We start from the raw sequence: 24,659 nt of genomic DNA, 5'->3' as shown, positions 1-24,659 counted from the left end.
GCGTGAGCCGTGCGCGTCGACGGCCTACGCGGGCGACTGCCCCTGAGCGGTGGCGCGGTCGGCGAGGCGCGCCATCCTCTTCCGGGCCGCTTCGATCTTGTCCCCGTCGGCTGCGGCCGGACCGCCGGGACGAGCGAGCTCAAGCCATAGAGCGATCAGCTGCTGGCCGTAGGCCAACCCCTGCTGCGGGTCCGTGATGGACAGCCACACCTTGGCCGCGCGCATGAAAGTGTCGTAAGCGGTGGGGTCGTCCTGCCGCCGGCGGTACTCGAAAACGTCGAGATAGATGGCCACTGCCTTCACGGTGTCGTGGGCCAGGTACGCGATATGGGCGAAGAGCTCCTGAAGATGGAGCACGTAGGGGTGGCCGACGCCGAACTCCTGGGCTGTGGCGTTGAGCGCGCTCTGGGCCGTGGACGCGGCGAACTCCAGATGCCCCAGCCGGACGGCGTCATTGATCCGGGCAACGGCGTCCGCGAGGGCGGGCGGGATCGTGAGGGGAGCGGCGGCTCCACCGGAGGCGGGCCGGGGCTCGGCGACCGGGGCGGGGGCCGACGGCGGCGTGGTCTGCCGCACTGCCGGTGCCGCGACCTGTTCCGGCTCCCCGGCGAAGTGGCTGGAGCCGTCGGTCTGCACCTCGATCGGGGTGAGATAACCACTGCGAGCGTCGTGTACCGAGGCGCGTACGGGGTGCCCGGTGGCCATGGCCAGCCGGTACAGGTAGTTCAGCACCGCATCGTGGAGCGCTTCGCCCCCGGTGGGGGACACGGGCATACCGCCGACCGTGCAGTCACCGTTCTCGGTGATCAACACCTCGAACGGAGTTGGTGCCGGCTGCTGATCCCGATCAGCAGCCGGTTTCCGTTCACTACGGCGGAACTTAGGCATATCGCACTCACTCAGGGTCTCGCTGTGGACGTGATCTGCCGTTTTCCCCGCTGCTCAGGAGCAGGGGGCAGAGGGCACCTGCTCAGTCACGGTGGCCACGGACAGCAATGGGCTTCATGGCCGGTGCTCAGCAGTTCATCAGTGGCCCCGGCCACGACCGGTGTTGTTGTTCTGCTGGGGCAGCTGCCGGGGGCGCGTGGAGTTCTGCTGCGCGGCCGGTCCCTGCGTCGCAGTATTTCCCGTGTTCTGGGTGTTCCCGCGGACGGAGCGCTGACGCGCCGCGCCGGCGGCCGGGTTGACCGTCTGCCCGGGCCGGCCGGCGGCCGTGGTCTTGGCTCCCCCCTTCAGCTCCGCGAGTTGCGCGACGGACATGTTCTGTTGTGCGGGACGGTTCTGCTGGACGGACTGGTTCTGTGCCGCGTTCGGCACCGGCTCACCGGCCCGCTCGCGCACGGCGACGAGGTGCCGCTCCTCGACGGTCCCCAGCAGCTCGGCCCGCGCGAAGGGCTTTGCCAACTGTTCGTGACCGACCGGCATTTCGATCGGCAGTTTCTCGCCGTTGACTTCCCGGCACGTCTGGTACCGGTCGTTCATCAGCTGGTTGGCCGCGTCGACGTACGGTGGCGCGTTCTCCATGCCGAACTCCTCCTCGAGCGCACCCGACCTGGCGAGTTCGAAGAGCTTGTGGTTGGCCATCTTCACATCGAAGCTGTCCGGGGTGTGCAGTTGCAGTTCGATGCGCTGACCGGTCTCGCGGTCTTCCCACGCGCTGTTGATGCCTTTGTAGACGGGGTCGGTCCAGGTGTTCTGCACCTTGATCTCGTCAAATCCGCGAGCTCGCAGCTCGTTGAAGGCTGCTTGCACGCCGTGGGTGTAGGACTGAGCCTCGAATAGCAGGGTGTACCGATTCAGGTCCTTCATGTCGGCGAGGACCTGAGCCGCGCTACACGTGGGATCTTGGCGCAGTTCACGAGCGACTTTGCCGCGCAGCGATTCCAGCGTCTTCAGGGAGAAGTCAATTTCGACTACTCCCTCGGAAATATTGTCTCCGGGAAGCTGACTGCCCTGCTCGGTCGTCCGGTCACGGATGTCTCGCATCATTGCGTCGAACGCGGGCCGTACTGCCTCGGCCCGCTGCCACGCCGCTTGGACCAAGGCGTCTTCCTCGGCGGTCAGCGTCAGATGGGATTCGCCCTTCTCCGCACTGCCTCGCCAGCCAATCTGCTCGCTCACAGTGCTGTCGCGCCCGACACGCCGAGGACCCTCTGGATGATGCGCTCCGCCTCATCCGGGGTGATGGGGACCAGGTGCGGGGGGTCGTGCGGCCCCGCGCTGTGGAAGTCGAAGATGGACGTGGTGCGAGCCCACATCTTGTCCCGGCCGAAGGCCTCGTCGCGGCCGCTTTCCGGACTGTACTTCCGGCGTACGACACCACCGGCCTGCTCACCGGGACGAGGCTCGTTCCGGTAGAGAGCCCAGTGCAAACTCCAACGGGACCGGTCCTGCTTCAGCTCGTCAGCCCTTTCGGGCGTGACGGGCGTGAGTGTCTCCGGGGCGGGTCCTTCCTTGATGCGCTGGTCGGGCCCGACAGGGTGCCAATCCCAGTCCCACAGCGACAAGTATTCCCAGTTACCGGTCCCCGCAGAACGCCGCCAAAGCCCTTCGACGGTTCGGCGGACCTGCTTGTCCTCGGTGGCCTTGATGAAGTACTCGTACTCTGCCGTCATTTCCTTCTCCAGCGTCTGAGTGAAGTGAAGGCGAGGCGGCCTGTGCCTCGCGCGGGAGCCTCAATCCTGCCCCGACGACGACGGCGGGGCACTGGGAACGGCCGCCGCCGGGACCGCGTCGACGCGGCTGACCTGCCAGTCGCCCTTCGCGTCGGATCGGACGAGCGTGACGAACGCCTGCACCCGCGGGCCCACTCCCCGCCACTCGTCGCGGCCGGTGGCCGTGCCGCTGACGGAGATCTGCCGGTGGGCCTTGGTGGACGTGTCGGCCGGGGCGTCGCCGTCCACCTCGAGGTGGAGCTTCACCTTGGTCCACGCCTTGTGCTTCGCCCAGGTGTTCCACTCATTGCCGGCGCCGGCCGCGGGGTGGTAGCCGCGCTCCTCCTTGGCCTTCTTGCCGGTGAGGTACGGAACGGCCCGCAGGATCGCGTCGTGGGGGCTCATGTCGTACTTCGTGTCGTAGCTGTAGGCCACGAGCGCCCACGCCTTGGCCACGGCGGTGGCGTCGCGACGGTCCGGCTTCGGCTCTTCGGGCACGTGCGCGTCGGGACCGAGCGGTTTCGCCGAGGGCAGCGGGGCCTTCTCGGCGAACGAGGGCTGAGTCGGTTTGGCCTTCGGCTCGGGCCGGTCCAGACCGGGAAGGCCACAGCCCGCGAGCACGCACAGGCTCGCGGCGACCGCCGTGGCCAGACCTGCTCGTCGTGCGCCGGCCGGCGTCATGATTGCCACCGCGAACCCCCCGCTTCCCGCCGTCATTTCTTCCCGATCCCGAGCCATGGGGCCGGGTCCACGTACTGACCGTCCACCTGCACCTCGAAGTGGCAGTGTGCACCGGTGGAGAAGCCCGTGGAACCCACCGCCCCCACCTGGTCGCCGGTCTTGACCTCCTGCCCCACATGGACGTTGATCGCCGACATGTGGTTGTACGTCGTGGACACCTTCTTGCCGTCCATCGTGCCGTGCGAGACCACCACGCGGTTGCCGTAACCCGTCGACCAGCCCGCGAAGGTCACCTTGCCCGCCAGCGCGGCCCGCATCGGGGTGCCCATCGGAGCCCCGAAGTCGATGCCGGTGTGGAGCTTGCGGACGTGCAGCGTCGGATGCATGCGCATGCCGTAGGGCGAGGTCACCGGCGGATTGCCGCCTACCGGCATGGCCATCTTCTGGCCTGCGGGAATCGTGACGCCGCCGCCCTGGGCCTGTTCGTACTTGGCGATCAGCGACTTGATCCGCGCCACATACGCGGTCGTCTCGTCGTACGGCGGCATGCCGTTGTATTTCTGGACCGCGCCGGGGCCCGCGTTGTACGCGGCGAGCGCCAGATCGAGGACGTTACCGCTCTTCGCATACGGTTTGATCTGCCGGGCGAGTGCGCAATCGTAACGGCCCTGAGCCATGATGGCGTCGCCCGCGTCGTACGGAGATATCGTGCCGCTGTTGTCGTCGTCCCGGCCCCAGGTTTTCCATGTGCCGGGCATGAACTGCGACAGCCCTTCGGCGCCGACCGGAGACACGGCTTTCGGGTTCCAGCCCGATTCCGCCTCGATCTGCGCGGCGATGACCGCCGGTCCGATTTCCGCACACTGCGCACCGGATTTCAGTACCCAGGGCACGTATTCCGCGGGGACCTGCTTGCTGTTGAGTCCGCCGGTGCCGGTGGAGGGCGGGTCCGGGTCGTCTCCGTCGCCACCTGTAACGCCCATGAAAAGGACAACAGGTGCCAAAACCACGGCCACCGCGCCCCCGACTATCCATGCGGCAGCACCGCCCCCACCCCGTGACATGCGATCCCCCATGCGCTTGCAGATGTCTGGGTAGCGCGTACCTTATCGCGGCTGGCATCATGTGCCGCACAGGTATCGACTGAACCATCGTCATCCTGTTACGCAATGCTGGCGCGTGGCCATGTGACTTCTTGTGAGTTCTTGGGCGGGCCCGGCGAATTGATGGTTACGGGGGAGAGAAGATCAGTGCGGGGGAGTGTGGCGGAGACGCCCTTTGGACCCGAAATCTGGGTCCGGGGGCCGGTGGTGACGGAAAGCGGATTGCCGCCTTCCGATTCTCGTGCGGAACCCCAACAGCGTTCCGCGCCACAGCAGTTTTCCTGGGTGAATGTCCACGGCGGTGCGGGCGCATCGACCCTTTCGGGGCTGCTCGGCGGTGCTGACGTAGGGCAGCGCTGGCCGGACCTCGCACGCGGTGAGCCGCCCGTCCTGCTGCTCGTGGCGCGTACGCACGCGGCCGGACTGCGGGGCGTATCCCAGACGTTGGACATCTTCCGCCGCGGTGAGCAGCCGGCCGGTCTGCAGATCGCCGCCGTGGTGCTCGTCGCCGACGCCCCCGGCCGCCTGCCGCGAGAGCTCAACCAGCGGATAAAGATCCTCGGTTCGGCGGTCGCCGTGCACCGGGTGCCCTGGATCGCGGCCTGGCGGACGGGCGCAAAGCTCGATGGCTCGATTCCCCGGGAACTGCTGGCGCTGGCGCGCCTCGTCGGTCACCCCGTCCAGTGATGTGGAGCAAAAGTGAACGCATTTTTGTTGGCGGGGCCGCCCTCGAACGTGACGACACCGCTGAATGAAGCCATGGGCTACGTCGCCTGGGTGGCCACGGCGGCGGGGGTCATGGGAATACTGATCGTCGGGGCCAGGATGGCGCTTTCGCTGCGCCAGGGTGAAGGCCAGGAGCACATCGTCCAGCTCGGCACCGTGCTGGCCGCCTGTGTCATCGCGGCCACCGCCGGGCCCCTCGTGAACTTCATTCTCTAGCAGGCCTAAGCCGGGACTCGCAGAAGTCGTCGGCCTCGCCGGTGAGTTCGATCACCGCGCGGACAAGAATTCCCACTCGCTTGTGATATCGAGCCGGACCGGCCGTAGCGAGTGGTCCATAAACGAACAAGGAGAATGCCATGAAGATGGCAGACGTATATCGCTACCTGGCCGACGGTGGTGTGCCCCAGCCGACGAAGAACGCCCCGGACGCACTCACCAACAAGGTGGACACGGTGCTCGGCATCGTGGCCTGGGCGGGCACGGCGGCGGGTGTCGCCGGAGTACTCATCACCGGCGCCATGATGGCGATGTCGATGCGCCGTGGCGAGGGGTCCGAGCACATGGGCCGGCTCGGCATGGTGCTGGGCGGCTGTGTCCTGGTCGCCACGGCCGGGCCGCTCGTCAACTTCGTGTTTGCCTGAGCCGGCGGAATAAGGAGACGTAACCGATGGCAGCGAAGCGTTCGCAGAGCAGCGGCGAGTGGGAGAAGCCGTTCTGGCAGCAGCGCGGCTGGGTCATTTCGGCGGGCTTCCTGCTGGCCATGCTGGCACTTGCCGCGGTGGCGTTCATGATGCGCAGCGGAGGTCCGGACCAGCCGGCGGCCGAGGACCCGACGCCGCACGCTTCGCCGTCGGCGACGAAGGGGGGCGGCTCGCAGGCCGACGACCGGCCGGCGGGCTGCAAGACGGACGACAGCGACCAGGAGAAGCCGACGAAGGCGCCGGCGGACATGCTGTGGAAGAGCTACGGGAGCGTTCCGGTTCCGGTGTCCTCGACCTACGGGCCGACGAAGTTCGACGGCAATGTCTGGTCGTGCTATTCCCACACCCCCATGGGTGCGGCGCTGGCGGTCAACGCCATCACGGACAAGCTGCCGTACCCCGGCTGGCGTGACGTGGTGGAGAAGCAGTTCGTGCCCGGAGACGCGCGCGACAAGCTGATGCGGGACCGCGCCAAGGAAAAGGACGACCCCCGGAACAGCACGAAGGAATCCGGCGGAAATTTCTACGGATTCTCCGTTTTGACGTACTCCAAGGAGCAGGCGACTGTTCAGGTCCTCCTCAGGATCGGCGATGAGTACGCCACGACCTCCGTGTCCCTCAAGTGGCTCGACGGTGACTGGAAGGTCGAGGCGCAGCCGAACGGCTCGCCGTACAGCGGTTTCTCGCAGACCTCGGGCCCCGATGGCTTTGTGAAGTGGGGCAATTGACATGGGGATGGGGGAGTGCATCAAGCACCCGATCAACTGCGGTAAAGATGCCGTCAGTTGGGGCGCCGACAAGATCGCCGGCGGTGCCGAGTCCGTAGCGAAATCCGCCTTCGGCGGTGCCGTGCGCGCCTTTGCCGAGGCCATCGGCAAGGCCGTCGACGCGGTCATGCATGCCCTGAACGGCTTGTGGATGAAGGTGGACGCCACCGGGGCCTATCACGGCAGTGGCGGCGGGCCGATCGACAGAATCCAGGGGCAGCTCAACTGGCTCGTCGGCTATGTCGCCGTCGCCTCCTTGCTCATTGCCGCCATCCGGATGGCGCTGGACCGAAAAGGCCAGTCGATGCAGCAGGCATTTCACGGAATGTGGCGAGTGGTCCTTGTGTCCGGTGTGGCGGTGGCCGCCATGCAGGCCCTCACCGTCGCATCGGACAACTACGCGTCGTACATCTACGGCCAGGCCCACATCGGCGACAACGGCGCGCAGGTGGTCGGCGGGGGCGTGCTGGCGCTGGGCCCGATGGCCGCGACCAGCCCCGGGCTCGTCATCATCATCGGGCTGCTCACGGTGCTGGCCGTCACGGTCCAGATCATTCTCATGTACCTGCGCATCGGCGTCCTGGTCATGCTGGTGGGGACGCTGCCCCTCGCCGCCGCCGCTTCGATGACGGGGTGGGGAAGCGGCTGGTGGAAGAAACACATCGGCTGGCTGGCCGCCTGGCTGCTCTACAAGCCCGCGGCGGCACTCATCTTCTATGCCGGTACGGCCATGACGACCGGAACCGATGATCTGAACCAGATCATCGCGGGACTGGGCGTCCTGATGCTGGGCATCTTCGCGCTGCCCGCCCTCCTCAAGCTTGTCGTTCCCGCCACCGCCGCGCTCGGTGAGACCTCCGGCGGTTCGGTGGCCATCGGCGCCGCCAACAACATCGCCAGCGGTGCGGTCAGCATCGCCGGTGGTGGCGGCGGGGGTGGTGGCGGCGGCGGAGGTGGCGGCGCCGGCGGGGGCGGTGGCGGCGGCGGTGGCGCGCGCAGCGCCCCCCAGGGCTCGCCCTCCAGCGGCGCGGGCGCCTCTGCCGGAGGCGGCGGCGCAGGTGCCGGTGGCGGCGGCGCAGGTGCCGGTGGCGGCGGAGCGTCGGCCGCGGGTGGCGGTGCGGCGGCCGCGGGCGGTGCCGCGACGGCCGGTGCCGGAACGGCGGCGCAGGCCGCGGCGATCGCCGTACAGACCGGTGTGCAGGCAGCCAGCGAAGTCGTCAACTCGCTCGGCGACAACGACGGGAACAAGGGCCACAACGAGTAGCGGGCGCATGACGCGGGCCCGCGCCCACCTCAGTACGTGACGGCGTTTCGTCGACCGCGTCGCAGAAGCAGTGTTCGCCCGGTACGGCCCGGCGCCGCAGGGACACCTTGAAAGGAACTCCATGGCCAGCGAAGTCGCGCGTCCCACGTATGGAAACTGGCGGCGCCCCAGACGTCCGGGGCTGGGGCCGCTCGGTCTGCTGGGCACCGTCGTGACCTTCGGCGGGCTGGTGGTGGTCCTGCTGGCCTCGCTGATCTCCCTGGTAGCGGCGATCACCGTCCTGGTACCGCTCTTCTTGCTCGTCGCCCCCGTAGCCGTCCGCACCGTGGACGGCCGGAACATCTATCAGCTGCTCGCAGTACGGATCGGTTGGATGCGAAGAAAGTCCAAAGGCTCACACATCTATGTCTCCGGCCCGCTGTCGCAGCGGCCGGGCGGACGTTTCTCGCCGCCCGGGCTGCTGGCCCGGGTGAAGATGCGGGAAGGACGGGACGCGTACGACCGTCCGTTCGGAGTGCTGCACCATCCCGGCCGCAATCTCTACACGGTCGTCCTCGGGTGCGAACCCGATGGCGGCTCGCTGATCGATGCCGACCAGATCGACATCTGGGTGGCGTCCTGGGGCGACTGGCTGGCCCGGCTCTCCCACGAGCCGGGGCTGCGCGGCGCGTCCGTGGTGGTGGAGACCGCACCCGACACGGGCACCCGGCTGGCCGCCGAAGTCCTGCCCAGGCTCTCGCCCACCGCTCCGGCCGCCGCCCGCGCCGTGATGGAGGAGGTCGTGCAGCGCTACCCCTCGGCCTCCTCCGAGATGCACACCTACATCACGCTCACGTACGGGACCGTCGGCACTCGCCGCGACCCCGAGGCCGTGATCACCGACCTGGCCATGCGGCTGCCGGGCCTGCTGTCCGGACTGGTGGCGGCCGGCGGTGGCGCGGCCTTCCCGCTCTCCGCCGAGCAGATCGCGGAGACCGTCCGCGTGGCGTACGACCCGGCCATCGCCCCGGACGTGCTGACCGCGCGGGCCGAGAACACCTCCACGGGGCTGGAGTGGGAGGACGCCGGTCCGGCCGCGGCGGTGGAGTCGGTCACCTCCTACCAGCACGACTCGGGCGTCTCCCGCAGCTGGCTGCTCACCCTCGCGCCGCGCGGCACCGTACGGTCCAACGTGCTGCGTGGCCTGCTGGAGCCCGCGCCGGGGACCCGGCGGAAGCGGGTGTGCCTGGTCTACCGTCCGATCGATCCGGCGACCTCCGCCCGCATCGTCGAAGCCGACCGCCGCAACGCCCACTTCACCGCCTCCTCGGGCCGCGGCCTGGTCCAGGCCCGGGCCTCCAACGAGATGCGGGCGGCCGAGCAGACCGCCGCCGAGGAGGCCTCGGGCGCCGGACTCGTGGAGTTCTCCTTGATGCTCACGGTGACGGTCGACAACGAGGAACAGCTCGCGGACGCGGCCACGACCGTACGGAATCTTCAGGCCTCGTCCCGGGTGCTGATGCGCTCCGCCGACCGCATGCAGGCCTCCGCCTTCACCTGCACCCTCCCCGTCGGCATCCTGCCCTGGGAGCACACGCTCATCCCGCGCGAGATCCGGGAGGCGCTGTGAGCAGGAAGAACAAGTCCCAGGCGCGGCAGGCGGCGCCGCGGGTGGCTCCGCCCCGGGGCTGGTTCGGTCCCGGTGGCGGCCAGGTCGCTCACCTCGACCCGCCGTCGCTGTGGCGCGCCACCACGGTGCAGGCGTGCGGGCTGTGGCCGTTCGCGGCCGGTTCCGGCGCGCCCATGACCGGCGTGCCGCTCGGCCAGCACCTGCACACGGGCGCGACCGTCTGCGGCGACCCCATCTCGTGGTTCACCCGGGCCCGTTACATCTCCAACCCCTCCCTCTTCATGCTCGGGATGCCGGGCCTCGGGAAGTCGACGCTCGTCAACCGGATGCTCATCGGGCTGGCCGCGACCGGCGTCGTGCCGCTGGTCCTCGGCGACCTCAAGCCGGACTACGCGGACACGGTGCGGGCCCTGGGCGGCCAGGTGATCTCCATCGGGCGTGGTGTCGGCGGCATCAACGTCCTCGACCCCGGTGCCATGGGCGAGGCGGCGCAGCGGCTGGGCGGCGAGGCCGGGCGGGCGCTGGCCTCGGAGGCCCACGGCCGCGTACTCAACATGGTCGCCGCGCTGATCACCATCGTGCGCGGACAGCCCATGGGCGACCACGAGATGTCCGTGGTGTCCGCCTGCCTGCACCACCTCAGGGAGCGGACCACCGCCGGGCGTCCGCCGCTCCTTCCCGACCTGCTCAGGGTCCTCGACGAGGGGCCGGACCGGGTCCGTGCGGTCACGCTCGACCGCGGTGACATGTCGCGTTACCGGGAGGCCGTCGACCCGCTGCACCGGTCCCTGCTGGGCGTACTGGACGGCCCGCTGGGCAGTACCTTCGCCTCCGAGACCTCGACCCGCATCGACGCCAACTCGCCGGCGGTGTGCATCGACATCTCGCGCATCGGCGAGGCCGACACCCAGCTGACCGCGGCGGCGATGCTCGCGGCCTGGTCGGACGGGCTCGGCACGGTCGCCGCCGCGCACGCGCTGTCCGACGCCGGGCTGGCGCCGCGGCGCTGGTTCTTCACCGTCCTCGACGAGCTGTGGCGGCCGCTGCGCGCGGCGTCCGGCATCGTCGAGCGGATCGACGCGCTGACCCGGCTGAACCGTTCCCTGGGTCTCGGCGACGCCAAGATCACGCATACGTTGAAGGACGCGGAGGCACTGGGGAACGAGGCGGACCGGGCGAAGGCCCGCGGCTTCGTGGAACGTGCCGGAATGGTGGTCTGCGCCGGCCTGCCCAAGGCGGAGATGCAGGACCTCAGCAACATCGTCGGGCTTTCGGAGCGCGAGATCGACCTGGTGTCGTCCTGGTCCTCGCCGCCGGGCTGGGCGGGAACCGGCGGGAACGAGGAGCCGCCGGGGCGCGGCCGCTTCCTGATCAAGGTGGGCGGACGCCCCGGCATCCCGATCCGGGTGGCCATCACCGACACCGAGCGCGAACTGCACAACACCAACACGCGCTGGATCGGCGCCGGGAATCCGGTGGAAGACCTGGGGAGACGGTGATGAGCAAGCCGTACACGGGCGGGCGGAAGAGCGGCGCGGGCGCCGACGACATCCTCCCCTGGGTGATCGTCGCCGTCGCCGCCTTCTGCTTCCTCGCCTTCTTCGGCGCCTGGATCGGCGGCACGCTGGGCGCCGCGGTGTCCGGAGCGGGATGGCACCCGCCGCCCTTCTCCCTGCGGTCCATGGCCGACCTGGTGCAGCAGGGGCCGTCGGCGCTCTGGCCCGACGCACCGGCCGGAGCGGTCATCGCGGGCATCGTGGCGCTCTTCGTCCTCGCGCTCGCCCTGATCGTCGTGGTGCTCATGGCCTTGCGCGGCCGGGCGTCCAGGCCCAAGGGCCTCGCCGGACGAAAGGAGCTGGCGGCGCTGCTGCCCAAGGAGGCGGCGAAGAAAGCACGTTCGCTGCGGCCCTCGCTCGCGAGGACGGCCAAGCTCGATCCCGACGACATCGGCAATCTGCTGGGGAATCTCGAACCGAACGGCCCGGAGCTGCGTTCTTCGTACGAGGACGTGGAGCTGCACCTGATGGCACCTCGCTCCGGAAAGTCCACCGGAATCGCCGCTCCCCGTGCGCTGCGTGCGCGTGGCCCGGTCGTCCTCACCTCCAACAAGGCCGATGTCTACACGGTCACCAAGGCGGAGCGGGAACGGATCGGTACGGTGTGGACATTCGACCCGCAGGGCATCGCCCACACCCCGCGCACCATGTGGTGGGACATGCTGGCGGAGGCGTCCACCATCGAAGGGGCGATGCGGCTGGCCGGTCACTTCGTGGGTGCGGTCAACGACGACGCCTCGAAGAAGGACTTCTGGATCTCCGCGGCCCAGAACACTCTCACCGCCCTCCTGCACGCCGCGAACCGCGGTCAGCGGCAGGTCACCGATCTGCTCGGCTGGCTGGCCGACCCGGCCGACCGTACGCCGATCGACCTGCTCAACGATGCGCAGATGCCGGCCCTCGCCGCGCAGTTGCAGGGCACCATCCAGGGCGCGGTGGAGACCCGCGACGGCATCTACGAGACGGCCCGGCAGTGTGTCGCCTGCCTGCTGGATCCCCGGATCGTGGCGTGGGTGACACCGGACCCGCGGGTCGCGCAGTTCTCACCGCACCGGCACGCGCTCAGCCGCGACACCCTCTACCTGCTCTCCAAGGACGGCGGTGGTTCGGCCGCCGGTGTCATCGCGGCGCTGGCCGACTCGGTGATGCGCGCGGGGGCCATGGCGGCGGAGCGCCAGGGCGGGCGGCTGGACCCGCCGATGACCGCGGTGCTGGACGAGGCGGCCAACGTCTGCCGCATCAGCGATCTTCCCGACCTGTACTCGCACTTCGGCTCGCGCGGCATCAACGTCGTGACGCTGCTGCAGAGTTACCGGCAGGGCAGCCGCGTCTGGGGCGAAGCCGGCATGGACGCCCTGTGGAGCGCGGCGACGATCAAGCTCTTGGGCGCCGGGCTGGACGACGCCGACTTCGTGGAGAAGGTCTCCAAGCTCGTGGGCGAGCACGACGTCAGTACGGTGAGCGTCTCGCGCAGCAAGGACGGGCGTACCCGCTCGACCTCCTACCGGCAGGAGCGCGTGATGCCGGTCGACCGCATCCGCGCCCTTCCGAAGGGCACGGCGCTGCTGCTGGCGACCGGTATCCGGCCGGCCCTGATCCGGCTGCGCCCCTGGTACCAGGAGCCGGGCGCGGACCGTATTCAGGCAGCCGCCCAGGCAGAGGTACAGGCGATGACGGCACGCGCGGCGCGGACAGTGATGGAGAAACCGTGACAGCCCAGACGTTCGACGGCGGCACCGGTGGTGACGTCGACATGCAGGCCCCGCCCTTCATTCTCTACCTGGAGGGTGAGGAGTACGCGGAGGAACTCCGGCAGCTCGCCCTGTGGGTCAACGGCCTGCTGGTGCCGGTGTACGGCCGTGAGCCCCGCTCCCAGGCCCCCTGGTGTCCCCGCTGGTGGGAGCACCAGGAGGCGGTGGCCCGGCTGCACGCCCTCTGGCTCGCGTGGCAGGAGCTCACCGATCCGGCATCGGGGGCCAGCGGGCCCGCGGTGTGGCATCGCGACCACCTCGGCCCGACCATGCTCGAACTCCGCGACCCTGCGGGCCCTTTCGCGGGCTGCAAGGCCGGCGCACACCGGGCGAAGGCCGCACCGGAGGTCGACGCGTACGACGGATGACCGGGTACCGGAGCGAGGGGGCCGGATGGGCCGGACAGACCTGAGCCGGCTGGCCGCGGCCGTCCACAGGATCGTGGGCGGGACTTCGGTCGCCGAGGTACGGGAGGAGCCCGCCGGCGGCGTCGTCATCGAGCTTCGGCTCGGTGGACGCACCGTTGTGGTGGAGCACGCGCAGGGGCTGTGGCGGGTGTCGGTGGGCTTCCCGACGAGCGGGGAGTCCACTCCGCCCAGGACCCTCTTCGCCACGCTGGAGGAAGCGCTCGCCATCGCCGCACAGCTGCTCCACGAGGAAGAACCCGCCCCGAAGAAGGCGGCCGAACCGCCGTCGAGACGTCGGACGGACCCACCCTCCCGTACACCGCAGGGCGTCGCGGCCCGCACCCCCCGTCGGCTCCCACCGGGCCCGGCCCGATCCCGCTGACCAGCCCGTACAGATCCGTACAGAGAAGTGAGGACGTTCGTGCGTAGCGCAAAGGCGCTGTTGAGTGTGGTGTTGGCCGGAGCGTTCCTGGCCGGGTGCGGCGACGGGAGTACCGCCACTCCCAAGGATTCCGGGAAGAACGGCAAGAACGAGCGCGGCGGCGCGACGGCCGAACCGCTCACGGAGATCACCGCGCCCTCCGGTTACCAAGGCCGCGAGGGGTGGCAGCAGAAGCTCACCTGGCTCCCGGAGGAGCCGACCTCCGTACCGGTGGCCGCGTCGGGACCGGCCAACAGGGTCGCCTATCTGACCGCGGTCGACGAGACCGGCTACGCGGTCCAGGTGCGGAACGCCTCGTCCGGTGCCGTCGAGTGGACCGGCAAGCCGTGGAGCCCGCCGACTCCGCTGTCGGAAGTGGCCGACTCGAGCCAGTACCAGAGCGGCGACGCGGAGCTTCCCGGCCTGACGACGGTGCATCAGGACGGCCACGACTACGTGGTCGCCTGGGCTCATGGCGTCCGGGGCAGGGACGAACTGAACAACGGCAGGGAAGTCGTCGAGCTGGAGATCTTTCCCCTCGACGCTGCCGGCAAGAGCGTCGCCCCGACGCACCGTGTCTCCGTGCCCCTCAAGAACGATGACGACAGCGACCCCATCGTCAGCGCCCAGCCCGAGGACCTCCACGTCCGGGACGGCGGTGCGGGACTCGTCGTCACGTGGCACGGCTACGCGACGTTCGGCGCCTCGGTGGACATGGAGAGCGGCAAGGTCACGAGTTACGGCAACGGCAGCAAGCTGGGCGTCGATTGCGACGTCGAGGGGTGTACGGCTCAGGTCGCGGCGATCACGGCCGACGGCCCGGTCGCTACCAGCGAACTGGACGGCGGCTTCGAGGTGCCGGGGCAGTGGAGCAGCCAGGACGTGACCCCGGACGGTGCCGCCACCGGCCCCCTCCGCGCGAGCGGCAACCGCAACGGCGAGGTCGTCGGCACGATCGGTACCCGTCTCGTCGCCGAATGGGCCCCCGAGGGGGAGGACGCGGAGGACGACCGGATCTGGTCCGTGCACGACGCGAAGACCGGCCGGATCCAGGCGAGTACCGCGTGCGGCGGGCCCGATCTCACTTCGCTGGACAGCTCGGACGAGCCCGAGCCCGTGGCATCGCCCGACGGCCGGTACGTGGCGTACGGGACCGTCCTCTTCGACACCCGCGACCGCAAGGGCACCTGCCTCGCGGGCGACGAGAACCGCAAGGGCGTCCTGATCCGCGCGATCCGCGACGACGGCACCGCCTACGGCGCCGTCCCGTCCGCCGACACGGAAGGCACCGTCGCCGAGGTGCGGAGCTCTGACGGAACGGTCAAGGCCCTGCCCATCGGTACGGAGCTCCCCCTGCAGCCCCTGCGGGACTCGGGCCTCTTCGTCACCCGGAACAACGGTGCGGGGCTGCTCGTCTCAGTACTCAAGAACCGCTGAAGCACATCTCTGCAGGAGTACCCATGAATCACGCGTCCGTCCATCGCTTCACAGGCATCGTCCACTGGCGGCATCGCCGGGCCGGAGCCGCTCACTCCCTGGTCCGCGCGGCCCACGACCCGGCGGCCCGGCAGACGGTCGTCGTCGTGTCCGAACTGGCGAGCAACCCCACCGACCGAGGCGTCACCGACGACTTCGGCAGCGTGGCCGACGCCGTGGTGCCCGCGCTGCAGGATCAGCTGGCGCAGGACCTGGGGAATGTCGTCTGGATCGCCCACTTCGGGCAGTTCTCATACAACGATCCCACCGGTCCGGAGACTTTCCACCGCATCAACGTCACCGGCGATGCCGACAGCGGGCACCAGGACGACTTGCGGGGTGACAAGCCGCTGTCCGTACAGGAGGTGGACACGCTGCTCAAGGGGTGGCACCTGGATCCGGTCGCGCAGGTGCTGACCGCTCTGGGCCACCAGGGCTGACGGCTGCAGATGACCGAACACGTATCGGGCAGGGAGGTGCTGGGGCAGGCCCGTTCTCTGTACCAGCACTACAAGGATGTCGTGGAGCCCACCGGCAAGCGGGTGGCGATCATCCGTTTCGAGCCTGCCGCGACCGATCCGCCCGAATGGCAGGCGCGGCTTCAGGCCTCCAGGGTGTCCGCGGAGCAGAAGGTGAAGAGCTTCGAGCATCTGGGCTTCCGAGCGGACCACATAGTCCTGCCTCCGGATACCGACCGTGCCCGGTTCGCCGGCGTTCTGGAGCAGTGCAACCGGGATGCCGACACCCGCGCGATCATTGTGCAGTTCCCCCCGCCGGCCCACCTGATGCCGCTGGTGCAGCGGATGGACCCGCAGAAGGACATCGATGCCCTCCTGAAGGACCGGTCCCCTTACCGGGCCTGTGCCACGGCTGAAGGCATCTGCCGGGTGGTCGAGCCCTTCGCGCAGGACAACCCGACCATCGCGGTCGTGGGCGCCAAGGGGTTCGTGGGCCAGGGCGTGGTGACTCAGCTGAAGGAGAACGGCCACCGTCCCATCGAGCTCGACGCGGGGGACGACCTGACCCGGGTCCGGGACGCCGACATCGTCGTCTCGGTCACCGGCAACCCGGGCATCCTCGGGCCGGAACACCTGCGGCCGCATCACCGGCTGGTGGTCGACTCGGGGTTCGTGCCGCAGCCGGACGGCAGCGTGCGCGGTGACGTGCGCCGCGAGGCCTACGACATCCCGCAACACCTCACGCCGGTGCCCGGAGGTATCGGACCGGTGGAGATGGCCACGCTCATGGAACGGGTGGTGCGCAAGGAGGTGGATCCCCACGTCACACCGTGGCAGGTGGCGGCGAAGCCGTACCTGAACCGCGAACAGTCCGCCCAGGCACAGGCCACGAACAGCGCCGGCGCGGCGCAGGGGCCCAAGGCCCCGGTGGCCCAGGCCGCCAGGCTCAGGAGCCGGTCCATGCAGGGGCCGCAGGCCGCACCGGCGGCCGGGCAGTCGGCGGCGCGTCCGCAAGCCGCGCCGGCGCGCCCGCACATTCCCCGCCCGCCGTCGGGGCCTTCCGGCGGGCATGGCCGCTGATGCACCCGGAAGCGTACGGATCGCTCACCGCCGGTCAGGTCGCCGCGGCCGTGCAGGCGGGAGACCTCAGCGCCCGCGAGGTCGTTTCCGCCGCGCTGGCACGGATCGAGCACGTCGATCCGGATCTCCATGCGTTCACCGAGGTATGGCGGGGCGAGGCGCTCATCCGGGCGCGCGAGGTCGACCGTCTGGTGGCCGCGGGAACACGACTGCCGTTCGCGGGGGTGCCCCTGGGCGTCAAAGGCGTCCGAGGTGTGCGGTCCGTCGCCGCGCGGGCCTTGACGGCGGCGGGCTGCGTGCCGCTCGGGGCGACGTCCGTGCCAGGGCCCGGTACCCCCTGGCAGACCTGGGGGATGGGGCAGGCCGGACGCACCCGCAATCCCTGGCGCTCGGACCGGACCCCCGGCGGCTCCTCGGCCGGCTCCGCCGCCGCGGTGGCGGCCGGGCTGGTGCCGCTGGCAACAGGCAGCGACGGCGCGGGTTCGGTGCGTATCCCGGCCGCCTGGTGCGGGGTGTTCGGCTTGAAGATCACCAACGGCCTGCTCCCCTCACCGGACCGCACGGGGCTCGCCGCTCCCGGAGTGCTCACACGGTCCGCTTTGGACGCCATGGCGTACTGGCGCTGTGTGCGTGGAGACGAGCACGGCGCAGCCGGTACGGAGTTTCCCGCCACCGCCGTATGGTCCGCCGACCTGGGCTTTGCCGAGCCGGACCCGGAGCCGGCCGCGATCGCCCACCGCGCGGCAGGGCGGCTGGCCGAGGCAGGAGTCGTACGGCTGGCCGAGGACGGCACGGTGGATCTTGTCGACCCGGGGCGTGCCTGGCTCTCCCTGCGCGCACCTGGCGAGGCCCCGGCCGCCGCGGCGGCGGTCCGGGCCGACAACGACCTTCGTCTCTCGGCGGTCTTCGCACGGGCCCAGCTCCTGCTGACTCCGGTCACCCCGAATCAGCCGCATGGTCATGATGGGCCGGGTGATCGCTACAGCACGGCACTGACCTGGGCGTTCAACCTCAGTGGGCACCCAGCGGTGAGCATCCCGGCGGGCTTCGGTACGGATGGCTGTCCGGTAGGCCTGCAAGTCGTGGCGGCACACGGATCCGAGCGCCTGCTTCTCGATGTCGCCCATGCGGCGGAGACGCATGCCGGTCTGTGTCCGCGCCTGGCCAAGCCGTGACATCGCAGCTGGATCGGGTGCCGAACGCTGATCACCCAGAGGAATCGCGGCCTCCTGTAAATACCGCAAAGGGGGATATTAAGCCCTTGGGCAGGTGACCCCCATCACTTTTCGTGAACCTCTGCGCATGAGGAACACATAAGGGGGGAGGGGTCGATGTTGCTGGCGTGACCAGCGGGCACAAACGGCAAGTGGAAGTGAAGGGCTGAGCGGACGTGTCGGCAATCGAGACCATTCACGTAGACGGGGTGTGGCGTGGCGCCGCATCCGACGCCACGCGGGAGGTCCTCGACCCCGCCGATGCGACGGTACTGGCAGTCGTGTCGGAAGGCGGCGTCGAGGACGTGGACGCGGCGGTCGCCGCCGCGTCCCGGGCATTCGGCGGCGGGGCCGGTGAGTGGCCGCGCACGGCTGCCGCCGAGCGGGCCGCGCTGCTGCGCCGCGTCGCGGATCTCCTGCAGCGGGACCGCGAGGAGATCGCGCTGATCGAGAGCCGGGACACCGGCAAGACCCTGGAAGAGGGCCGGGTCGACGTCGACGACGTCACCAACGCCTTCCGGTACTTCGCCGACCTCGTGATGAACGAGAGCGGCGGGCGGGTCGTGGACGCGGGCAGCGAGGACGTGCACAGCGTCGTCGTGTACGAGCCGGTGGGCGTGTGCGCGATGATCACGCCCTGGAACTACCCGCTGCTGCAGGCCAGCTGGAAGGTCGCCCCCGCGCTGGCGGCCGGCAACACCTTCGTGATCAAGCCCAGCGAGGTCACGCCGATGTCCACCGTGCATCTGGTGAAGCTGCTGGTGGAGGCCGGGCTGCCGGCCGGTGTCGCGAACATCGTCACGGGCGCGGGCGTGCCCGTGGGGCAGCGGCTCGCCGAGCACCCGGACGTGGACCTGTTCTCGTTCACCGGTGGGCTGGTCAGCGGTACGAAGGCGGGCGCGGCCGCGATCTCCGGCGCCAAGAAGGTCGCGCTGGAGCTGGGCGGCAAGAACCCCAACGTGGTCTTCGCGGACGCCTGCTCCACGGACGAGGAGTTCGACACCGCCGTCGACCAGGCGCTGAACGCCGCCTTCATCCACAGCGGCCAGGTCTGCTCGGCCGGTGCCCGGCTGATCGTCCAGGCCTCGGTCAAGGACCGCTTCGTCGCCGAGCTGGCCCGCCGCGCCGAGCGCATCAAGCTCGGCCGGGGCACCGAAGAGGGCGTCGAGTGCGGCCCGCTCGTCTCCCAGCAGCAGCTGGACAAGGTCGAGGCGTACGTCGAGTCCGCGATGGAGGAGGGCGCACGGCTGCGCTGCGGCGGTTCCCGCCCCAAGCCGTCCGATGTCCGCCCCGAGGGCGGCTACTTCTACCTGCCGACCGTCCTGGACAACTGCCACCGCGGCATGAAGGTCGTCCGCGAGGAGACCTTCGGGCCGATCCTGACGGTGGAGACCTTCACCACCGAGGACGAGGCCGTCGAGCTCGCCAACGACACTGAGTACGGCCTGGCCGGTGCGGTGTGGTCCGGCGACACCGCGCGCGCCCGCCGCGTCGCGGCGCGGCTGCGCCACGGCACCGTCTGGATCAACGACTACCACCCCTACCTCCCGCAGGCGGAGTGGGGCGGCATGGGCAAGTCCGGCGTCGGCCGCGAGCTGGGCCCGGCCGGCCTGGACGAGTACCGCGAGAGCAAGCACATCTACGAGAACCTGCGCCCGGAGCCGGTGCGCTGGTTCGCGGGCTGACGAGTCCGCGGTGACCGGGCGGGCGGCGGCACCCCGCAGCCCGCCCGGCCACCCGCTGTCCGCCCCTCCGAAGCGGGCCCGGCCACCCCATCTCCCGAAGGCCCGGCCCGCCCCCCGTACTTCCCCGGCCGCGACGAAGCGGCCCAGCGGATCCGCAGCCCCGCCGAGCGCACCCGCTCCCAAGCACTGCGCAGCCGCTCGAACTTTGGAAAACACAAGGAGCTACCCATGTCTCCCGCAGCAGCGAAGAAGATGTCCGCGGACTATGTGATCGTCGGCGGTGGCACCGCAGGATCGGTGATCGCCTCCCGCCTGACCGAGGACCCCGACGTCACCGTCGCCGTCATCGAGGGCGGCCCCTCCGACATCGACCGCGAGGACGTGCTGACGCTGCGCAAGTGGCTCGGCCTGCTCGGCGGCGAGCTGGACTACGAGTACACGACCACCGAGCAGCCGCGCGGCAACTCGCACATCCTGCACAGCCGCGCCAAGGTCCTCGGCGGCTGCTCGTCGCACAACACCCTGATCTCCTTCAAGCCGCTGCCGTCCGACTGGGACGAGTGGGAGGAGGCGGGCGCCGCCGGCTGGAACGCCAAGGCGATGGACCCGTACTTCGGCAAGCTCCGCAACAACATCGTGCGGGTGGCGAAGAAGGACCAGAACCAGATCGCGACGGACTGGATCGAGGCCGTCAAGGACGCCCTGGATGTTCCCGAGGTCGTGGGCTTCAACGATCAGCCGTTCGAGGAGGGTGTCGGGTTCTTCGATCTCTCCTACCACCCGGAGAACAACAAGCGGTCGTCCGCTTCGGTCGCCTACCTGCACCCGCACATGGAGGCCGGTGACCGGCCGAACCTGACGCTGCTGCTGGAGACCTGGGCGTACAAGCTGGAGCTGGACGGTACGACGGCGCGCGGCGTGCACGTCCGTACCAAGGACGGCGAGGAGATCTACCTGGAGGCCGGGCGCGAGGTGCTGGTCTGCGCCGGCGCGGTGGACACCCCGCGGCTGCTGCTGCACTCCGGCATCGGTCCGAAGAAGGACCTGGAGGCGCTGGGCATCGAGTGCGTGCTCGACCTGCCGGGCGTCGGCGAGAACCTGATCGACCACCCCGAGTCGGTCATCGTCTGGGAGACCAATGGTCCGCTCCCCGGCAACTCCGCGATGGACTCCGACGCGGGCCTGTTCGTGAAGCGGGACCCGGACCACAAGGGCCCGGACCTGATGTTCCACTTCTACCAGATCCCCTTCACCGACAACCCCGAGCGGATGGGCTACGAACGCCCCGAGCACGGCGTGTCGATGACCCCGAACATCCCCAAGTCCCGCGCGCGCGGCCGTCTTTACCTGACCTCCGCCGACCCCGAGGTCAAGCCCGCGCTGGACTTCAAGTACTTCGAGGACGAGGGCGACTACGACGGGCAGACCCTCGTCGACGGCATCAAGCTGGCGCGGAAGGTCGCGCAGGCCGAGCCGTTCGCCAAGTGGCTCAAGCGCGAGGTCTTCCCCGGCCCCGACGTCACCGACGACGCGGAGATCAGCGAACTGGTCCGCAAGGCCGCACACACCGTGTACCACCCGGCCGGTACCTGCAAGATGGGTGCCATCGACGACGAACTGGCTGTCGTCGACCCGCAGTTGAAGATCCGCGGTCTGAACGGTATCCGTATCGCGGACGCGTCCGTCTTCCCGACGATGCCCGCCGTGAACCCGATGATCGGCGTGCTGATGGTGGGGGAGAAGTGCGCCGAAATCCTCACCGAGACCCCGACCCAGGGAGGTGATGCGTGATGGCCAGCACCGTCGTCGACGCATCCGGCACCGAGAAGTCCCCCACCACGCCCACCGGTTCGCAGGCGGAGCAGGACGCGGTCTTCGCGGTCCGTCACCTGTGGAAGGTCTTCGGGCCCAAGGCCGAGAAGGTGCCGGAGGACGCCTCCCTCACCGAGCTCTCCGCGCAGGAGCTGCGCGAGCAGACCGGCTGCACCGCCGCCGTCCGTGACGTCTCCTTCGACGTCAGGAAGGGCGAGGTCTTCGTCGTCATGGGCCTCTCCGGGTCCGGCAAGTCCACCCTGGTCCGCTGCCTGACCCGGCTCATCGAGCCGACCAGCGGCGACCTGGAGATGGACGGCGAGGACGTGCGCGGCATGGACCGGTCCGCGCTGCGCGAGCTGCGCCGGCACCGCGCCGCCATGGTCTTCCAGCACTTCGGCCTGCTCCCGCACCGCTCGGTGCTGGACAACGTCGCGTACGGCCTGGAGATCCAGGGCGTCGGCAAGGCCGAACGCCGCGCCAAGGCCATGGAGACGATCGAGAAGGTCGGCCTCGACGGCCTGGAGCAGCGCAAGCCCGGCCAGCTCTCCGGCGGTCAGCAGCAGCGCGTCGGCCTGGCCCGCGCGCTCACCGTCGACCCCGAGATCCTGCTCTTCGACGAGCCCTTCAGCGCGCTGGACCCGCTCATCCGGCGCGACATGCAGGAGGAGGTCATCCGCCTGCACAAGGAGGAGGGCCGCACGATGGTCTTCATCACCCACGACCTCGCCGAGGCCCTGCTGCTCGGCGACCGCATCGCCCTGATGCGGGACGGGAAGATCGTCCAGCTCGGCACCCCCGAGGAGATCGTCGGCTCGCCGGCCGACGAGTACGTACGCGACTTCGTCCGCGACGTGCCCCGCGAGCAGGTGCTGACCGTGCGCCGCGCCATGCGGCCCGCCGAGTCCGGCGAGGCCGAGGACGGCGCCGCGCTCGCCCCCGACACGCTGATCTCCGACGCCATCGAGGCCGTGGTCCGCTCCGGCGGCGCGGCGCGCGTCGTCGAGGACGGCCGCTGCCTGGGCATCGTGGACCACGAGTGCCTGCTCAACGTCGTGGCCCGGCTCGACGAGGACGCGCCCGACAAGGGCGTCGCCGACCACGGGAAGGCGGTCGCCTGATGCACCCCCGTACCGTCCCCACGGTCCCCGTGACGCTGAACCTCAGAGCCCGCCCCGCGGCCGCCCGGCCGCTGACCCTGCGAGGGCTGCGTGCAGTGGCCCGCCGGTACTGGCACGAAGCGCAGCGCGCCGCCGCGCTGAACGTGCCCACCGGTACCGCGAAGCGGGGGCGCGTGTGAGTGCCGCCACGACCAGCCCCGCGACCACCGCACCGGCCGCCGCCTCGCCGCGCGCGGCCCGCCTCACCGCCTCCCTGCGCCACGGCGCCCTCGGCAAGCTGCTGATCCTCGCCGTCGCCGCGGCCGTCCTCGCCCCCCTCGTCAACGCCAAGTGGGCGAGCGGCGTCTGGCCGCACGCGCTGACCGTCGACCTCACCGGTCCGTTCGGCGACGCCAGCACCTGGATCGTGGACAACCGCGATTCTCACTGGCTCTTCGTCTACTTCCTCGGCCACCTCAGCAACGCCGCGGTCATCTCCGTACGCGCTGTCTACCTCCTCCTGCTCACCCTGGGCTGGACCGGCGTGACCGCCCTCGTCACCCTCGTCGCCTGGCGCGTCGCCGGCCTGCGCATCGCCGCGACCGCGCTGATCTCCCTGCTGGTCAGTGGCGTCCTCGGGATGTGGGTGCCGACCATGCAGACCATCGCGCTGATGGCCGTCTCGGTGCTCGCCTCGATCGCCGTGGGCGCGCTGCTCGGCCTCATCGGCGGCCTCTCGGACCGGATGTTCCGCATCCTGCGGCCGGTCCTGGACACCATGCAGGTGCTGCCCGCGTTCGCGTATCTGCTGCCGTTCGTCATGGTCTTCGGCATGGGCGTCCCCGCGGCGCTGCTCGCCACCGTGATCTACGCGGCCCCGCCGATGGCCCGGCTCACCGCCCTCGGCCTGCGCGGCGCCGACGCCGGTGTGCTGGAGGCCGTCGCCTCGCTCGGCGCGACCGGCCGGCAGCGGCTGCTGACCGCCCGGCTGCCGCTGGCCCGCAAGGAACTGCTGCTCGGCATCAACCAGACGATCATGATGGCGCTGTCCATGGTCGTGATCGCCTCGATGATCGGCGCGGCCGGTCTCGGTGACCGCGTGTACCAGGCGCTGGCCTCCGTCGACGTCGGTGCCGCGCTCGCCGCCTCCATCCCGATCGTCCTGCTGGCCGTCGTCATGGACCGCACCACCGCGAAGGCCGGCGAGCGGCTCGGCGCCGATCAGGGCAGCGGCCCCGCCTGGCTGCGCGGCCGGTTCGTCTGGCCCGCCGTCGCCGTCGTCACCGCGCTCGCGGCCGTCGTGGGCCGGGTCACCGGCTCGCTGGTCTGGCCGACCGCCTCGGTGGTCGACATCGCCCCGCCGGTGAACAACTTCAAGGAGTGGATGGTCGACCACCTCTACTCCGGCATCCCCGTCATCGGCGGCACCGCCGACTGGGCCGCGGCCTTCACCTCCTGGGTGCTCAACCCGCTGCGCGACGGCCTCACGGCGCTGCCCTGGTGGGGCGCGCTGCTGATCGTCGCCGCGCTGGCCTGGCTGATCGGTACCTGGCGTACGGCGCTGACCGCGACGCTCGCCCTGGCAGTCATCGGCGTCCTGGGCGTCTGGGTGCCGTCCATGAACACCCTCTCGCAGGTGCTGGCCGCCCTGGTCGTCACGCTCGTCGTCGGTGTCGGCGTGGGTGTACTGGCCGCCGGCAGCGCCCGTATGGAGGCGATCCTGCGCCCGGTCCTGGACGTCTGCCAGACCATGCCGCAGTTCGTGTATCTGATCCCGGTGGTCGCGCTGTTCGGCGTGGGCCGCGCCCCGGCCTCCGCGGCGGCCGTCGTCTACGCGCTGCCCGCCGTCATCCGCATCACCACCCAGGGCCTGCGCCAGGTCAGCCCGGCCGCCATGGAGTCCGCGCGCTCGCTCGGCGCCACCCGCTGGCAGCAGCTGCGCCAGGTCCAGCTCCCGCTGGCCCGCCCCGCGCTGCTCCTGGCGGTCAACCAGGGCGTCGTGCTCGTCCTCGCCGTCGTCATCATCGGCGGCCTGGTGGGCGGTGGCGCGCTCGGTTACGACGTGGTCGCCGGTCTGGCCAAGGGCGACCTGGGCCTCGGCATGATCGCCGGTATCGCGATCGTCGGCCTGGGCCTGATGGTCGACCGGGTCACCCAGCCGACCGAACGCCGCGCGCAGAAGGGAGCCTGAGCC

24 protein-coding genes are annotated in these 24,659 nt (G+C 70.2%); 19 read left to right on the top strand and 5 right to left on the bottom strand.

The window, feature by feature from the left end; genetic code table 11:
* Positions 1 to 24 precede the first annotated feature (24 nt).
* The 5 genes from ACZ4MH_RS10275 to ACZ4MH_RS10255 form a co-directional block, all read right to left on the bottom strand.
* A complete protein-coding gene (locus ACZ4MH_RS10275; RefSeq protein WP_351599656.1) occupies positions 25 to 774 on the bottom strand; it encodes a hypothetical protein in 750 nt (249 codons plus the stop codon).
* Between the two features lie 252 nt (positions 775 to 1,026).
* Entirely contained in the window at positions 1,027 to 2,121 is a 1,095-nt protein-coding gene (locus ACZ4MH_RS10270; protein WP_351599657.1) for a hypothetical protein, read from the bottom strand.
* Positions 2,118 to 2,615, bottom strand: a complete 498-nt coding sequence (locus ACZ4MH_RS10265; RefSeq protein ID WP_351599658.1) for a hypothetical protein — start codon at positions 2,613 to 2,615, stop codon at positions 2,118 to 2,120. The genes ACZ4MH_RS10270 and ACZ4MH_RS10265 overlap by 4 nt, the downstream gene beginning before the upstream one ends.
* 60 nt (positions 2,616 to 2,675) lie before the next feature.
* Positions 2,676 to 3,335: a hypothetical protein gene (locus ACZ4MH_RS10260; RefSeq protein ID WP_467754472.1), complete on the bottom strand. Its 660-nt coding sequence runs from the start codon at positions 3,333 to 3,335 to the stop codon at positions 2,676 to 2,678.
* A 32-nt stretch (positions 3,336 to 3,367) separates the two neighbouring features.
* On the bottom strand, positions 3,368 to 4,351 hold the full coding sequence (locus tag ACZ4MH_RS10255) for a peptidoglycan DD-metalloendopeptidase family protein (protein ID WP_351599660.1): 984 nt from the start codon (positions 4,349 to 4,351) through the stop codon (positions 3,368 to 3,370).
* Between the two features lie 372 nt (positions 4,352 to 4,723).
* On the opposite strand from ACZ4MH_RS10255, the gene ACZ4MH_RS10250 reads away from it, so the two are divergent.
* From ACZ4MH_RS10250 to ACZ4MH_RS10160, 19 genes are all read left to right on the top strand, one after another.
* A complete protein-coding gene (locus ACZ4MH_RS10250; protein ID WP_351599661.1) occupies positions 4,724 to 5,125 on the top strand; it encodes a hypothetical protein in 402 nt (133 codons plus the stop codon).
* A gap of 12 nt (positions 5,126 to 5,137) precedes the next feature.
* Positions 5,138 to 5,380, top strand: a complete 243-nt coding sequence (locus ACZ4MH_RS10245) for a hypothetical protein (protein ID WP_351599662.1) — start codon at positions 5,138 to 5,140, stop codon at positions 5,378 to 5,380.
* 146 nt (positions 5,381 to 5,526) lie between these two features.
* Positions 5,527 to 5,805 carry a hypothetical protein gene (locus ACZ4MH_RS10240; protein ID WP_351599663.1) on the top strand — a complete coding sequence of 93 codons (279 nt, stop codon included), beginning with the start codon at positions 5,527 to 5,529 and terminating at the stop codon, positions 5,803 to 5,805.
* Between the two features lie 26 nt (positions 5,806 to 5,831).
* The gene (locus ACZ4MH_RS10235) at positions 5,832 to 6,593 is read left to right on the top strand and encodes a DUF8175 domain-containg protein (RefSeq protein ID WP_351599664.1); all 762 of its coding nucleotides are present in this window, start codon (positions 5,832 to 5,834) and stop codon (positions 6,591 to 6,593) included.
* 1 nt (position 6,594) lies between these two features.
* Entirely contained in the window at positions 6,595 to 7,896 is a 1,302-nt protein-coding gene (locus ACZ4MH_RS10230) for a hypothetical protein (protein ID WP_467754452.1), read from the top strand.
* A gap of 121 nt (positions 7,897 to 8,017) precedes the next feature.
* Positions 8,018 to 9,505: an SCO6880 family protein gene (locus ACZ4MH_RS10225; protein WP_351593921.1), complete on the top strand. Its 1,488-nt coding sequence runs from the start codon at positions 8,018 to 8,020 to the stop codon at positions 9,503 to 9,505.
* Positions 9,502 to 11,004 carry an ATP/GTP-binding protein gene (locus ACZ4MH_RS10220; RefSeq protein ID WP_351593919.1) on the top strand — a complete coding sequence of 501 codons (1,503 nt, stop codon included), beginning with the start codon at positions 9,502 to 9,504 and terminating at the stop codon, positions 11,002 to 11,004. The genes ACZ4MH_RS10225 and ACZ4MH_RS10220 overlap by 4 nt, the downstream gene beginning before the upstream one ends.
* Positions 11,004 to 12,773 carry a type IV secretory system conjugative DNA transfer family protein gene (locus tag ACZ4MH_RS10215; protein WP_351593916.1) on the top strand — a complete coding sequence of 590 codons (1,770 nt, stop codon included), beginning with the start codon at positions 11,004 to 11,006 and terminating at the stop codon, positions 12,771 to 12,773. The genes ACZ4MH_RS10220 and ACZ4MH_RS10215 overlap by 1 nt, the downstream gene beginning before the upstream one ends.
* Positions 12,774 to 12,814: 41 nt before the next feature.
* The gene (locus ACZ4MH_RS10210) at positions 12,815 to 13,180 is read left to right on the top strand and encodes a DUF4913 domain-containing protein (RefSeq protein ID WP_351593928.1); all 366 of its coding nucleotides are present in this window, start codon (positions 12,815 to 12,817) and stop codon (positions 13,178 to 13,180) included.
* A gap of 25 nt (positions 13,181 to 13,205) precedes the next feature.
* Positions 13,206 to 13,601 carry a hypothetical protein gene (locus ACZ4MH_RS10205; protein ID WP_351593913.1) on the top strand — a complete coding sequence of 132 codons (396 nt, stop codon included), beginning with the start codon at positions 13,206 to 13,208 and terminating at the stop codon, positions 13,599 to 13,601.
* Positions 13,602 to 13,640: 39 nt separating this feature from the next.
* Entirely contained in the window at positions 13,641 to 15,077 is a 1,437-nt protein-coding gene (locus ACZ4MH_RS10200) for a hypothetical protein (RefSeq protein WP_351593909.1), read from the top strand.
* Positions 15,078 to 15,100: 23 nt separating this feature from the next.
* On the top strand, positions 15,101 to 15,556 hold the full coding sequence (locus ACZ4MH_RS10195; RefSeq protein WP_351593906.1) for a hypothetical protein: 456 nt from the start codon (positions 15,101 to 15,103) through the stop codon (positions 15,554 to 15,556).
* Positions 15,557 to 15,565: 9 nt separating this feature from the next.
* The gene (locus ACZ4MH_RS10190; RefSeq protein WP_351593903.1) at positions 15,566 to 16,654 is read left to right on the top strand and encodes a bifunctional 5,10-methylenetetrahydrofolate dehydrogenase/5,10-methenyltetrahydrofolate cyclohydrolase; all 1,089 of its coding nucleotides are present in this window, start codon (positions 15,566 to 15,568) and stop codon (positions 16,652 to 16,654) included.
* Positions 16,654 to 17,829, top strand: a complete 1,176-nt coding sequence (locus tag ACZ4MH_RS10185) for an amidase (protein WP_351593900.1) — start codon at positions 16,654 to 16,656, stop codon at positions 17,827 to 17,829. Before ACZ4MH_RS10190 ends, ACZ4MH_RS10185 begins: the two co-directional genes overlap by 1 nt.
* 215 nt (positions 17,830 to 18,044) lie before the next feature.
* Complete coding sequence (locus ACZ4MH_RS10180; protein ID WP_351593897.1) at positions 18,045 to 19,553, top strand: aldehyde dehydrogenase family protein; 1,509 nt, start codon at positions 18,045 to 18,047, stop codon at positions 19,551 to 19,553.
* Positions 19,554 to 19,781: 228 nt separating this feature from the next.
* A complete protein-coding gene (locus tag ACZ4MH_RS10175) occupies positions 19,782 to 21,344 on the top strand; it encodes a GMC family oxidoreductase (protein WP_351593894.1) in 1,563 nt (520 codons plus the stop codon).
* Positions 21,344 to 22,486 carry a quaternary amine ABC transporter ATP-binding protein gene (locus ACZ4MH_RS10170; RefSeq protein ID WP_351593892.1) on the top strand — a complete coding sequence of 381 codons (1,143 nt, stop codon included), beginning with the start codon at positions 21,344 to 21,346 and terminating at the stop codon, positions 22,484 to 22,486. Before ACZ4MH_RS10175 ends, ACZ4MH_RS10170 begins: the two co-directional genes overlap by 1 nt.
* A complete protein-coding gene (locus ACZ4MH_RS10165) occupies positions 22,486 to 22,665 on the top strand; it encodes a hypothetical protein (protein ID WP_351593889.1) in 180 nt (59 codons plus the stop codon). Before ACZ4MH_RS10170 ends, ACZ4MH_RS10165 begins: the two co-directional genes overlap by 1 nt.
* The gene (locus tag ACZ4MH_RS10160) at positions 22,662 to 24,656 is read left to right on the top strand and encodes an ABC transporter permease (RefSeq protein ID WP_467754451.1); all 1,995 of its coding nucleotides are present in this window, start codon (positions 22,662 to 22,664) and stop codon (positions 24,654 to 24,656) included. The genes ACZ4MH_RS10165 and ACZ4MH_RS10160 overlap by 4 nt, the downstream gene beginning before the upstream one ends.
* The last annotated feature ends 3 nt before the right edge of the window (positions 24,657 to 24,659 follow it).

Source organism: Streptomyces sp. NPDC026301, from assembly GCF_055567935.1.
This window is presented reverse-complemented; position numbering and strand designations above follow the sequence as displayed.

What these genes read in the sequence shown, in the direction of transcription:
- ACZ4MH_RS10275 (WP_351599656.1), bottom strand. Translation starts at nt 774, where the DNA reads ATGCCCGTGTCCCCCACCGGGGGCGAAGCGCTCCACGATGCGGTGCTG.
- ACZ4MH_RS10265 (WP_351599658.1), bottom strand. Translation starts at nt 2,615, where the DNA reads ATGACGGCAGAGTACGAGTACTTCATCAAGGCCACCGAGGACAAGCAG.
- ACZ4MH_RS10260 (WP_467754472.1), bottom strand. Translation starts at nt 3,335, where the DNA reads ATGACGCCGGCCGGCGCACGACGAGCAGGTCTGGCCACGGCGGTCGCC.
- ACZ4MH_RS10240 (WP_351599663.1), top strand. Translation starts at nt 5,527, where the DNA reads ATGGCAGACGTATATCGCTACCTGGCCGACGGTGGTGTGCCCCAGCCG.
- ACZ4MH_RS10235 (WP_351599664.1), top strand. Translation starts at nt 5,832, where the DNA reads ATGGCAGCGAAGCGTTCGCAGAGCAGCGGCGAGTGGGAGAAGCCGTTC.
- ACZ4MH_RS10230 (WP_467754452.1), top strand. Translation starts at nt 6,595, where the DNA reads ATGGGGATGGGGGAGTGCATCAAGCACCCGATCAACTGCGGTAAAGAT.
- ACZ4MH_RS10225 (WP_351593921.1), top strand. Translation starts at nt 8,018, where the DNA reads ATGGCCAGCGAAGTCGCGCGTCCCACGTATGGAAACTGGCGGCGCCCC.
- ACZ4MH_RS10215 (WP_351593916.1), top strand. Translation starts at nt 11,004, where the DNA reads ATGAGCAAGCCGTACACGGGCGGGCGGAAGAGCGGCGCGGGCGCCGAC.
- ACZ4MH_RS10210 (WP_351593928.1), top strand. Translation starts at nt 12,815, where the DNA reads ATGCAGGCCCCGCCCTTCATTCTCTACCTGGAGGGTGAGGAGTACGCG.
- ACZ4MH_RS10205 (WP_351593913.1), top strand. Translation starts at nt 13,206, where the DNA reads ATGGGCCGGACAGACCTGAGCCGGCTGGCCGCGGCCGTCCACAGGATC.
- ACZ4MH_RS10195 (WP_351593906.1), top strand. Translation starts at nt 15,101, where the DNA reads ATGAATCACGCGTCCGTCCATCGCTTCACAGGCATCGTCCACTGGCGG.
- ACZ4MH_RS10190 (WP_351593903.1), top strand. Translation starts at nt 15,566, where the DNA reads ATGACCGAACACGTATCGGGCAGGGAGGTGCTGGGGCAGGCCCGTTCT.
- ACZ4MH_RS10185 (WP_351593900.1), top strand. Translation starts at nt 16,654, where the DNA reads ATGCACCCGGAAGCGTACGGATCGCTCACCGCCGGTCAGGTCGCCGCG.
- ACZ4MH_RS10175 (WP_351593894.1), top strand. Translation starts at nt 19,782, where the DNA reads ATGTCTCCCGCAGCAGCGAAGAAGATGTCCGCGGACTATGTGATCGTC.
- ACZ4MH_RS10170 (WP_351593892.1), top strand. Translation starts at nt 21,344, where the DNA reads ATGGCCAGCACCGTCGTCGACGCATCCGGCACCGAGAAGTCCCCCACC.
- ACZ4MH_RS10165 (WP_351593889.1), top strand. Translation starts at nt 22,486, where the DNA reads ATGCACCCCCGTACCGTCCCCACGGTCCCCGTGACGCTGAACCTCAGA.